The sequence below is a fragment of the Micromonospora globosa genome (genome assembly GCF_000717585.1).
GTDB classification, from domain to species: Bacteria; Actinomycetota; Actinomycetes; order Mycobacteriales; family Micromonosporaceae; genus Micromonospora; species Micromonospora aurantiaca.
In genome coordinates this window covers 1-11,113 of the sequence record NZ_JNZR01000062.1, presented here as the reverse complement: position 1 = coordinate 11,113, position 11,113 = coordinate 1, and the positions used below count along the sequence as shown (strand labels likewise).

At 70.8% G+C, this 11,113-nt stretch carries 12 protein-coding genes and 2 pseudogenes; 5 read left to right on the top strand and 9 right to left on the bottom strand.

Features of this window, described 5'->3' with window-relative positions; all coding sequences use genetic code 11:
- Together IF06_RS33795 and IF06_RS33480 are read left to right on the top strand one after the other, a co-directional pair.
- A pseudogene (locus tag IF06_RS33795) lies at nt 1–89 on the top strand (IS5/IS1182 family transposase); the annotation flags it as partial.
- A gap of 51 nt (nt 90–140) precedes the next feature.
- Nucleotides 141–428 (top strand): hypothetical protein, encoded by a 288-nt coding sequence (locus IF06_RS33480; protein WP_227457594.1) that lies wholly within the window; start codon nt 141–143, stop codon nt 426–428.
- Between the two features lie 60 nt (nt 429–488).
- On the opposite strand, the gene IF06_RS34130 is transcribed toward IF06_RS33480, so the two are convergent.
- The 6 genes from IF06_RS34130 to IF06_RS34595 form a co-directional block, all read right to left on the bottom strand.
- Nucleotides 489–941 carry an IS3 family transposase gene (locus tag IF06_RS34130; protein ID WP_232236821.1) on the bottom strand — a complete coding sequence of 151 codons (453 nt, stop codon included), beginning with the start codon at nt 939–941 and terminating at the stop codon, nt 489–491.
- A complete protein-coding gene (locus IF06_RS33790; protein ID WP_091331546.1) occupies nt 899–1,414 on the bottom strand; it encodes an IS3 family transposase in 516 nt (171 codons plus the stop codon). Before IF06_RS33790 ends, IF06_RS34130 begins: the two co-directional genes overlap by 43 nt.
- Nucleotides 1,411–1,722, bottom strand: a complete 312-nt coding sequence (locus IF06_RS0131350) for a transposase (RefSeq protein WP_030275367.1) — start codon at nt 1,720–1,722, stop codon at nt 1,411–1,413. Before IF06_RS0131350 ends, IF06_RS33790 begins: the two co-directional genes overlap by 4 nt.
- 88 nt (nt 1,723–1,810) lie before the next feature.
- Entirely contained in the window at nt 1,811–2,284 is a 474-nt protein-coding gene (locus IF06_RS0131345; RefSeq protein ID WP_013476110.1) for a response regulator, read from the bottom strand.
- A gap of 220 nt (nt 2,285–2,504) precedes the next feature.
- On the bottom strand, nt 2,505–2,927 hold the full coding sequence (locus IF06_RS35040) for a hypothetical protein (RefSeq protein WP_141722637.1): 423 nt from the start codon (nt 2,925–2,927) through the stop codon (nt 2,505–2,507).
- A 657-nt stretch (nt 2,928–3,584) separates the two neighbouring features.
- Nucleotides 3,585–4,187, bottom strand: a complete 603-nt coding sequence (locus tag IF06_RS34595) for a hypothetical protein (protein WP_227457593.1) — start codon at nt 4,185–4,187, stop codon at nt 3,585–3,587.
- Nucleotides 4,188–4,755: 568 nt separating this feature from the next.
- Here IF06_RS34595 and IF06_RS0131330 point away from each other — a divergent pair.
- Complete coding sequence (locus IF06_RS0131330; RefSeq protein WP_114921300.1) at nt 4,756–5,955, top strand: IS110 family transposase; 1,200 nt, start codon at nt 4,756–4,758, stop codon at nt 5,953–5,955.
- A gap of 801 nt (nt 5,956–6,756) precedes the next feature.
- On the opposite strand, the gene IF06_RS0131325 is transcribed toward IF06_RS0131330, so the two are convergent.
- On the bottom strand, nt 6,757–7,551 hold the full coding sequence (locus IF06_RS0131325) for a hypothetical protein (protein ID WP_013476112.1): 795 nt from the start codon (nt 7,549–7,551) through the stop codon (nt 6,757–6,759).
- Nucleotides 7,552–7,692: 141 nt separating this feature from the next.
- Between IF06_RS0131325 and IF06_RS0131320 the strand changes: the two genes are divergently transcribed.
- Nucleotides 7,693–8,964 carry a sensor histidine kinase gene (locus tag IF06_RS0131320; RefSeq protein ID WP_030275361.1) on the top strand — a complete coding sequence of 424 codons (1,272 nt, stop codon included), beginning with the start codon at nt 7,693–7,695 and terminating at the stop codon, nt 8,962–8,964.
- Between the two features lie 9 nt (nt 8,965–8,973).
- Entirely contained in the window at nt 8,974–9,621 is a 648-nt protein-coding gene (locus IF06_RS0131315) for a response regulator (RefSeq protein WP_030275359.1), read from the top strand.
- Nucleotides 9,622–9,776: 155 nt separating this feature from the next.
- On the opposite strand, the pseudogene IF06_RS34910 reads toward IF06_RS0131315, so the two are convergent.
- Nucleotides 9,777–9,854 (bottom strand): annotated as a pseudogene (locus IF06_RS34910) (50S ribosomal protein L31); the annotation flags it as partial.
- 153 nt (nt 9,855–10,007) lie between these two features.
- Nucleotides 10,008–11,003, bottom strand: a complete 996-nt coding sequence (locus IF06_RS0131310) for an alpha/beta hydrolase (protein WP_013476115.1) — start codon at nt 11,001–11,003, stop codon at nt 10,008–10,010.
- Nucleotides 11,004–11,113 lie beyond the last annotated feature (110 nt).

Here is an 11,113-nt window from a genome sequence, read left to right as displayed (position 1 = left end):
AGCTGCGCTGCTGCCCACGCCGAGCGACCGCGATCGTGCAGGCCATCCTCGTCCTGCACCGCGTCGAAGCCGACCGCTACGCAGGATGAAAATGGCTCAATCTGCTCGACCTGGCTGTCTACAAGATCAGCGTGTCCCGGGTGCTTGGTGACTACGGCACCGCTGTCGACTACGCTCGGCAGGTCGACCCGGCCCGGATCGTCATGCCGGAGCGCCGAGCTCGCTACTGGGAAGACACAGCGCTGGCACTACACGGCCGCGGGCGCCCACAGGCGACATTCCAGGCGCTGCTTGCTGCCGAGCGAGACACCCCGCAGGAGGTTCGCTACCGGCCATGGGCGCAGCAACTCACAACCGAACTACTCAACCGCGACAGCCGCAACCTGCTAGGTGTACGTGAGTTCGCCAGCCGAATCGGGTTGATCTAGCCCTCTGCTTCCTATCGCGGCTGCTACTCCTGAGTTTCCCCTGCTTTGTTGGAGCGGTGGTTACCTGCTGCCGGCTGGTGCAGGGGTGGTGATAGGTGGTTCGGCTGGTTCGGTCTGGTGGTTGTGCCAGGCGGCCTCGTACTCGTTCGGGCTGAGGTAGCCCAGTTCCTTCTGGATGCGGCGGGTGTTGTACCAACCGTCGATGTAGGCGAAGATCGCGTTCTCGGCCTCGTCGCGGGTCCGCCACGAGGTGCGGTAGACGAGTTCGATCTTCAACGTTGACCAGAAGTTCTCCATGAGCGCGTTGTCGGAGCTGTCGCCGACGGAACCCATCGAGGGCAGGATCCCGTTGTCCTGCAAGCGTTCCGCGAAGCGGAAAGACGTGTAGTTCGATCCCCTGTCCGAGTGGTGGATCAATTGGCCGTCGCGGACGTCGCGCGACCAGATGCCGTATTCGAGGGCGGCGAGGATCAAGTCGGTGTCGCAGCGGTCAGACGTCTTCCAGCCGACGATCCGGCGGGAGAACGCATCGCGGATTGCGGCGAGCCAGAACGCGCCCTCGCCGCAGGGATGCGAGTGGCGTCGGCGACCCACAGGCGGTTCGGGCCGGTCGCGGTGAACTGTCGGTTGACCAGATCCGGTGCCGGCGTGTGCCGGGGATCCTGTCGGGTGGAGCCGCCGCGCCAGCCTCGACGCAGGAACGCCCCCTGCCAGCCCTGCTGCGCCATCAACCGCTCCACCCGCTTGCGGCCCACGCGGATGCCGTCACGGCGTAGCTGCCGGTGGACCCGGTCCGCGCCGTAGGTGCGCCCGGACGTCTCCCAGATCTCGTAGATGTTGGAGATCAGCCCCAGGTCGACCACGTCCCGATCACAGGGCTGCTCGGCCTGCTTGACCCACGCGTAGTAGGTCGAGGCGCCGATGTTCAGGACCCGTAGCAGGAGCGCGACCGCGAACTGGTCACGATGTTCACCGATGAACCTCATGACCGTCGCCGGGTCGGGTCGAGCTCCGCCGCGAAATACGCGCTCGCAGCCTTCCGGATCTCGTTCGCCCGCCGCAGCTCGCTAACTTCCCTGCGCAGCCGGCGGTTCTCCTCGACCATCTCGCTGCTCGACCGATCGTGACGCTCACCCTCATCCGCCTCGGCCTGCCGGATCCAGTTCCTGAGCGCCTCGTGATGCACACCAAGCTGCTCGGCCAGACGCCGGATCACCGGCTTCGGGTCCGACTCGCGGTACAGGCGCACAGCGCGCTGACGAAGCTCATCGGGGTACTTCTTCGGTGCTGCCACGGACGACTTCCTCCCCCACGGCCATCAGACCGTGGTCAAGAAGCTCCACGAAAGCGGGGGTGGCTCAGCGCTTGGGGCGGAGGATTTCTCAGGCCGTGCTGGAATCGGGAGGCAGGCTTGCGGTGCGGCCGTAGAAGCGGTGGATCTGCCCAACGACGCGCTCGAAGTCGTCCAGGCCGATGGGCTTGGTGACGTAGGCGCTAGCGTGCGCTGTGTAGCTGGCCAGCACGTCGGCGTCGACCACGGAAGTGGTGAACACGACGACCGGAATCGTCTTGAGCCACTGGTCGGCCTTGATCGCGGCGAGGACCTCCTGGCCGTTCATGCGGGGCATGTTCAGGTCGAGCAGGATCAACTCCGGGCGCGGAGCGTCGGCGTACTGGCCTTGACGGCGCACGAACGCCATGGCCTCTACCCCGTCGGGAACGTGGTGCAACTCAGCGGCCAGGGCGTGAGTGGCGAAGGTGTCCTCGATGAGAGCGACGTCGGCAGGATCGTCCTCGACCAGCAGCACCCGCAGCGGACCCAGTCGACCGCGGGCGGTTTCTCGGGCAACGTTCACAGCGGAAGAGTACTTCCCAGGCCTGACGCAGGTCACGAGGGCGATTCCGCAAGCGTTCGGAAGATCACTTCCAGTCAGTTCGGAGCCCTATGCCCCAAGGTGTAGGGCTGGGCGAATGAGCGAGGGAAAGCTGGTGGACCTGCGCCCGGCGCGGTGGCCGTCCTCCTTCGAAGGGCTTCGGCGGGCCGTTGCGGGGTGTCAGCGCCGTCAGCGGGGCCGGTCAAAAGGATCGCCAGGTGCGGGAAAGTGAGATCAGGCGCTCCTCAGCCCGCGAGCGCTCCTCGGCTACGCCCAATAGCCGCGTCCGTGGGCGATCGGCGAAGTCGGCCGCCGACACGTCCTCGAGGCGGGTGGCGCCAATCAGGTCGGCCTCGGCGGTGGTGATGAGCCCGGCGGCGACCGTGCGGGCGAGCACGACGTCGGGGTGTCCGCCGTCCGACGGCGGCACCGGCGGCTCCACGGGCGTACGCGGCTCACCGGCGCGCAGCGGCGTCCGAGCGGCGGGTGAGCGTAGTCTGAGTAGCCGCTGCGCCACCTTGGGCCCCCGCGTGGTTGAGCGCAATGCGGTCATCACCTCGGCCTGCACGTCCCCGGAGAAGCCGCGCAGCCGGTAAGCCGCTGGTGCAGTCCCGGGCAGGAGCACCCCGACCGCTCCGACTACCCAGGCGGACCGCCACCTCGGGCACTGTCGGTGAGCTGCCGCCACCCGGTCACTCACGGCGTAGCCGCAGGAAAGATGCATCAGGATCGCGGTCAACTCTGACAGCGCGATCCGCCGACGCGGCGGACCACCGCCGAGCGCCGGCCCGTCGACCGGCAGCGGCTCCGGGACGGTGGTCAGCAGCCGTAACGAGTTCGCGGAGACGTCGAAGGGTCGCTCGCCGTAGACCAGATGCGGCGAGGCCAGACCGGAGGCGGGCAGCGTGAAACGCAGGTGTGGCTGACCCGCCGTGCCACAGTGCGCTTTCGGTACTGACGAGCAGGTGCAGGTTGGCGGTGTTCGGCCAATGACGGCGCCCGTAGTCGAGTCAGTCGAGCAGTGCGTGGTGGGTCAGCTCGTCGAGCGGGCGGTCGTGACCGGCGATGGTGATGCGCCGGCCAGGCAGGTCGACGTCGTCGAGGTGCATCGCGCGGATCTGGCCGGGGCGCGCCGCGTGGACCGCGGCCAGTACGAGGAAGAGCCGGGCCTGCGGGGTTGTCGCGGCTGTAACGGCCTGGTTCAGCTCGTCGGGACGCAGGGGCTGCCAGATGGCGTCATCGACGCGTGGCCCTCTGACCCGGGCGGTCGGATTACGAAAGATCAGGTTGCTGTGCTTGGCCCAGCCGAAAAGCGACCGCAGGGCGTGGTCGCGGTCTGGCGTGGGTTGCCGTGCAGCCTGTCCAGATACGTGCTGACGTCGCGGCGGGTGACCTCCCGCAGGTGCTCGCGATGCCACGCCCAGTCGGTCAGCGCGGGCACGGTAGCGGCAACATAGCCGCGAACGGTCTCGACGCGCCGGGCGCGGACGTGTGGTCCGCCATCGCGCAGGACCGGGCCCACCGCAGCACATCGCGCCGAATGGGCGGGGCGAGGGTGGGCGAGTTTGGCGTGCAGCCATGGTTCGAGGGCGGCCGGTCGGTCATCGTCAACGACGGCCAAGGTGGCGAGGATCTCGATGACGCAGTCGAGGTTGGTGCAGCGGCGCACGACGATGTCCGCGAAGCCGCTGACCCGGATCAGATCGCCTTCCTGGTAGTCGGCGAGCAGCATTACCAGTACCCGTTGCATTCCCCGGCGTGTGACCGGGGTCCAGCCACGGGCTTCCGCGTTGGTGTGGGCCAGGTGCAGTACCCAGGCCAGCCAGGGGTTGTCCGGCGCGGGGCCGTGCCGCAGATCGATTGCGGCGTAGCGGTAGCTGCGCACTTCGGCGTCGAGCAGCGGCGGCTGGATCCATCCAGTGACCGGCCGGGCGGCCGGCGGTGGTGGTGGTTTGAGAGGCCGGCCCTTGGCTCCGTAGGGTCGCGGCGCAGCCCGGGGCCTGGCCGTCCGCCGGTCCATGTCGGCGAAGAACAACTGGTGGTGCCGGAGGTCGCGCAGGTGCGACGAGCTGGGCGGGGTTGTTCGGCTCCTGACGGCTCGGGAGCGGATGGCCGTCGCCGGGCCGGCAAGGATGGTCAGGCTGTGACGGCGCCTTGTTGGCGGGAGCCCCTATCGGGACACGTCGCGCCGGTCCGGCGGCAGCAAGCACCCCCCCGGTTACCTTTTTGATCGTCCCCAGCCGGGGCCCCTCGGTCGCCCGGCCCGGTATGACTTCCTGCCCCTGTCGTACGGATGATCCGGGGGTGTTGTCGCCGGGTCGGGTGGCGTCGGTGGACCGCTGATAGGGACACGGCCACCCGTGTGGGGGTAGGTCTCTTCGTAACGTGGCTGCCGGCAGTCCGACGCCTGGACCAGCGGCCGAGGCCACGGACGATGCGTGGAGGCGGGTCTGGTGAACGACGAATACGGCGTCTACCTCGGCTTGGACGTCGGTAAGGGTGACCACCACGCAGTCGGGCTGGCTCCGGACGGCAAGCGGCTGCATGACGCGGCGTTGCCGAACACCGAGGCTCGGCTGCGGCAGCTGTTCGACAAACTCGCCCGCCATGGCCGTGTCCTGGTGGTGGTCGACCAGCCGGCCTCGATCGGCGCCCTGCCGGTCGCGGTGGCTCGGGCGGCCGGGCATCAGGTGGCCTACCTGCCTGGCCTGGCGATGCGGCGGATCGCCGATCTGCACCCCGGCAGCGCGAAGACCGACGCCCGCGACGCCTACGTCATCGCTGACGCGGCCCGCACCCTGCCGCACACGCTGCGGCGGGTCGACACCGGCGACGAAACTCTGGCCGAACTGGAGATCCTGGTCGGCTTCGACGACGACCTCGCCGGCGAAGCCACCCGCGTGTCCAACCGCATCCGAGGACTGCTCACCCAGATCCACCCCGCCCTGGAACGAGTCCTCGGCCCCAAGGTCCACCACAAGGCGGTCCTGGAACTGCTGTCCCGCTGCGGCGGCCCGGTCGGCCTGCGCAAGGCCGGCCGCCGCAAACTGCTCTCGATCGCCGCCGTCCACGCACCTCGCATGGGTGACCGGCTCGTTGAGCAGATCATGGCCGCTCTCGACGAGCAGACCGTCACCGTCCCCGGCACCCAGGCCGCGGAGACGATCCTGCCCCGCCTGGCCGACAGCCTCCGCGACATCCTGCGGCAACGCGACCAGGCCGCCGCCCAGGTCGAAAGGATGCTTGATGCGCACCCTCTTGCCCCGGTCCTGACCTCGATGCCCGGCATCGGCGTCAGGACCGCAGCCCGGATCCTGCTCGAAGTCGGCGACGGCAGCAGCTTCGCCACCCCCGGCCACCTCGCCGCCTACGCCGGCCTCGCCCCCGTCACCCGACGATCCGGCAGCAGCATCCGTGGCGAACACCCACCCCGCGGCGGCAACAAGAACCTCAAACGCGCGTTCTTCCTCGCTGCGTTCGCAGCCCTGGCCGACCCCGTGAGCAGGGCCTACTACGACCGCAAACGCGCCGAAGGCAAACGCCACAACGCCGCCCTCATCTGCCTCGCCCGCCGTCGCTGCGACGTCCTATACGCCATGCTCCGCGACAAGATCCCCTACCAACCCCGCCCCACGACGCCGATCGCCGCTTGACGAACCCATAGGGACACCCCCCGGGACTCGAGCCGACAGATCAAACTCAAGGCACTGAAGGCCGGCCGTAACGCGAGTCAGACCCGAGCACCGGGCAGCACCCGATCATCCTCACAGTCGAGTCGGCATGACACACGTTGGACAGGCGCGAGCGGGGAGCCGAGCAGGCAGAGCGGCCCACGGCCGCGGACGATCAGAAGACCACGAGCGTGGGCACGCCGTCGAGCCGGGTGAGGCCAACCGGCCCCGGCAGGCCGGCGCGACAACGGCGGGCCGTACCACGGGCGGTACCACCGGGCTGCCCGCGACCGGCCTGCTGCTGGTGGCGCCGGCGAACCCGTGGTGACCCCCGGCCGGACCTGCCCCGTCCGGCCGGGACGCGCCGGCCGTGCGGTGCGGTCACGACACCCAGACCGGTGGCGAACGCCGCCGGTTCGAGGGCAGCGCGTACCCGGAGCGCTCCAGTTCTCCTCGACTCCCCAGTCGGATAGGGTGCTCGTGCATCGATGATCGGGCTCACATCGGGGGGTTGTTGCCGTCTGGCGACGCCATCGTTCGCAGGCCAGAGCATGAGCATCGGCTCGACCAACCGCCCTCGCCCTCGCCCGGCCCGCAACGGTGCTGGCGCTCGTCGATCGCAGGGTGTCCCGGAAGGATGCCAGATGGGTACGGCGCGACCAGGGTACGCAGGTGGCCGGTCCGGGCCCCCGCAGCTGACGCCACCGACGGTTGCCCTTCACCGCCCCGGTTCGTCGTCGAAGCCCGTCGGACGGGAACGTGCCGGCCGCCGGAAGGGTCGTCCTATCGACGATGGACCGTGCTGACGGTGACCCGGTCGTCCGTAGCCTCGATGGTGCCGGTCCACTCACCGTCGTCCTTCTCGAACGTGATGATGGTGGTCCCGCCGGTCGTGCGGTCGCCCGTGACGTCGAAGAATCCCTGGGGCAGGGCGGTGCGGTAGAACGCGAGTACCCGCTGAGGGTCGGGCTCGACCAGGGTGAGCCGGGCGCCGGCGGCGGTGTCGGAGAGGTCGCGCACCTGGCTGCCCGGCGGGAACCGGAAGTTGAACGGCAGGTTCGTCACGCCCAGATCCCGGCCGGTCAGCGCCGGCTCCTCCGCCTGTGGCGGCGCGGTCGACTGCTCGGCCGGCCGGTTGCGGGCGAACGTGACTGTGGTGTCGCGCGAGGTGGCGATGACCTCGACGGTCCACCCGCGTCCGTCGAGGTGCAGAGTCTGACCGGTGTCGGTGCCCACCGGGTATCCGGCCGGCGGGCCCGCCTGGCGGTAGTGGGCGAGCACCTGCTCGGGCGGAGGAGCGGTGAGGATCACCGTGGCCGAGCCAGGGTCGCCGAACGCGGTGTCGACCTTGCTGCCGGCGGGGAACCCGAGCCCCGGTGCCACCCCGGCGACAGTCCGGCCGTCCACCTCGACCCGGTCGCCCTGGTCGCTGCCCGGCAGGCTCGCCGGGGCAGCCGTGCTCGTGGGGGTGGCGCTGTCCGGTCCGCTCACCGGCACGGCCGGGTTGCCGCAACCGGGCGCCGCGATCAGCAGCGCGATCCCGGCCAGCGCGGGTAGCTTCCGCTGGAGACATCTCATCTGCCTGTCCTTCCGGTCGTACCAGGATTCGGTGGAGCCGTCCCGATCATGCCTGGTGCGGTCGCACCCCCGCACGACGGACGAACTGCTGTCGGCAGTCCTGCCGACAGCGGTCCGGCCCGGTCCGGCATGCTGAGTGCCATGACTGCCACGGCCGCCGTCGCTCCGCCCGCTTCCCGCTCCGGTCCCGGCCCTTCCCCGGCGATTCCGCTGACCACCGGCCTGATCGGGCTGTTCGTCGTGGTGCGGATGTGCCAGGTCGCCGCCTGGCCGGTCGCGGTCCTCACCGGCGGCACGGCCGGACTGCGGTCGGTGCCGGCGGCGGTGACGGTGTACGCGGTCCAGACTCTCGCGGTGGTCGGCGTGCTGGTGTGGGTCCACGGACAGGGCGCGGTGGGCCGGGGGGTCGCCGGGCTGGACGCGACGGTGGCGCTGGTCGCCCTCGTGGCCGGCGGCCTGCTCACCCGGCCGGGCCACGGCACCGGGTTCAGCCATCCGGCCCTGCCGGCCGCGATCGGCGCGGGCCTGACCGTCGCGCTGGCACTGTCGCGTCGTCAGGCCCTCGCCTGGTACGCCGCGCTGGCGGTCGGCTACCTGCTCGGGGTGCACGCCACGGTCTCCCTGGGTCCGGCGGCGCTGTCCGGGGCGGCGGGGAACCTGCTGGCACTGGTGGGTGTGCCGGCGGCCGCCGGCCTGGTGGTCGGTGCCCTGCGGCAGGCCGCACTGCGCGCCGACCGGGCGACCGTACGGGCGGTGAAGGCGGAGGCGGCGTTGGCCGAGGCGGGGCAGCGGATCGCGGCGCACGCCGCCTACGCCTCGGAGGTGGCACAGCAGCACCGCATGTTGCACGACACCGTGCTGTCCACGCTGGACGCGGTCGCCCGTGGCGCGGTCGACACCGGTGATCCGGTGGTGCGGCGTCGACTCGCCGCTGACGCCGACCATCTGCGTGGCCTGATCGCGTCCGCCGGTTCCGCGGTCGGGATGCGGCTGGTCGGCGAGCTCACCACGGTCATCCGGGAGTTGGCGCCGACCGGCCTGCGGGTGCACCTGCGGGTCACCGACGTCCCGCCGGACGTGCCGCCGGCCGTGGTGCGAGCGCTCACCGGCGCGGTCCGGGAGGCGCTCAACAACGTGATCCGGCACAGCGGCACCTCGACCGCCTTGGTGACGGTGGCCGGCCCGGCGGCGGGGACGGACGACCCGGACCCGGCGAGGCTGCGGGTCACGGTGGCGGACCGCGGGCGCGGCTTCGACCCGGACCGGATCCGGCCAGGGCTAGGGTTGTCCCGGTCGGTGCGCGCGCGGATCGGTGAGGCCGGCGGCGAGGTGCTGGTGGACAGCGGAGCAGGTCAGGGCACCACCGTCGAGATGAGCTGGCCGCCCGGCGCGTGGACGTCGGCGGCTGGGTGAGAGGGCCGGATGATCACTGTCGCCGCGATCGACGACGACCGGATGCTGCTCGACGGGCTGCGTACCTGGCTGGCACCGGTCGAGGACGTCCGCCTGGTGCAGGTCGCCGCCACGGTCGACGGCTATCTCGACGGACTCGGCGGTGCGGACGCGCCCCGGGTGGTCCTGCTCGATCTCAACCTGCGCGACGGATCCGACCCGGCGGACAACGTGGCGCGTGTCCGGGCCGGCGGCGGGCGGGTGCTGGTCGTCTCGGCGGTCCCCGACGCCGACGGCGTGCTGGCCACGATCGGTGCCGGGGCGGCCGGCTACCTCACCAAGAGCCATCCCCTGGACGTGCTGGTGGAGGCGATCCGCGAGGTGGCGTCCGGCGGGTCGGCGATCAGTCCGGAACTCGCGTTCGTACTCAGCCGCGACGCCCGCGCCGACCGGCCGCGGCTGTCCCCGCAGGAGCGCGCGGTGCTCACCGCGTACGCCTCCGGGGCCACCCTGGCGGCCGCCGCGCGCCGCGCGGGCGTGGCCTACGGGACCGCGCGCGAGTATCTGGAACGGGTCAAACGCAAGTATGCCGAGGTGGGCCGCCCGACCCGGACGAAGTTGGAGTTGGCCGACCGGGTGCGCGAGGACCGGCTCGACCTGGGTGGTCCCGGCCGCTGAGCCCGCACCTGGGCAGTATCCAGCCGGCGTCGCGTCAGCCGCGACCACGTACCAGGGGCGGGGATACCTCTCCACGATCTCGACCAGCAACCTCGTCGTGGACGGACGGACGCCGCGCATCGCGTACCCGGCGCGCAGCAGCATGCGCGCCTCGGTCAGCGCGGCTCCCGGGGCTCGCGACGGGCGTACTTGGCGCGGAACTTCTCGACCCGGCCCGCCGTGTCGAGAAGGCGTGTTGAGCGGTCGGTAGCCTCGGCGCGGTGGCGGAGGATGACTTCATGATCGGGCTGAGCCCCCTTGGACGCGCGGCGTGCGGTCCGCCGACCGGGCGTGGCAGGCCGTCGCCGGATTGGTGGCGGCCTGCCACGCGCCGCAGGTCCGGTGGGTCAGCCGGCGCGGCGCAGCCGGCCGAGCATGCCGGCGAGGTCCTGGACGAACAGTTCGTGGCGGAAGTAGTGGCCGCCCGGCACCTCGCGCCACTCGTGCGGGATGCCAGCCCGGCTGAGCGCTCCCCGGAACTCGCGCTGGCCCGCCAGTACCTGGCCCTCGTTGACCGAGTCGAACCAGTTGACCGGGTCGGGTGACGTGCCGGCCGCCAGGAAGATCCGCTTGTTGCGGTAGCTCTCGATGCGCTCCATCGGGTTGTCCGCGCTGACCCGTGCCTCGTCCCACAGGGGCGCGCCGTACACGGTGCCGCCGCCGAGGTCGAGCGCGGCCGAGGTGATGTTCGCCCAGTGCACGACCAGGCCGAAGTCGCGGCGCAGGCTGGCTGGCCCGGAGTGGGAGCTGACCGAGCAGAAGTGGCCGTAGTACTTCGCCGTGTACTTGAGGGCCCCGAAGCCGCCCATCGAGAAGCCGGCCACGGCGCGGCCGTTGTACTCGGGGAATGTGCGGAAGTTGGCCTCGATCCAGGGGAGCAACTGGGCGATGTGGAACGTCTCCCAGTTGCGCGGCCCGACATTGGTGCTGACCGGGTTGCTGTACCAGCCAGTGGAGGCGTCCGGCATGACGACGATGATCTCGCGGCCCGCGGTGAGGTTGATGATGTTGTCCTGGAGGTGGAACGTGCGGAAGTCCGCGTTGCCGCCGTGCAGCAGATACAACACCGGGTAACGCTTGCGGCTGGTGTGGTAGCCGTCGGGCAGCAGCACGTTCACCGCCGGATCCCACTCGATCGCGTCGGTGGCGAAACGGTAGTACTGCAACCGGCCGCCGTTCTCGTTGCGGTCGACGATGCGCAGGCCGTACCCGTTGACGGCTGCACTGGCCGCGGACGGCGCGGTGAAGGCGCCGGCGAGGGCGCCGGTCGCCGCGACCGCGGCGGCGCCGGTGAGCAGCCGCCGGCGGCTCACGGTGGGGGAGATGTTCCGGTCGTGCGGCATGGTTCCTCCTGGGGCTCAGAGTGTGGTTTCGCTGGTGAGGCCGAAGTAGTCGTGCCATTTGGTGCTGGGGGCGAATGTGGTGCCGGTGGAGAGTGCGACGTAGATGTCGT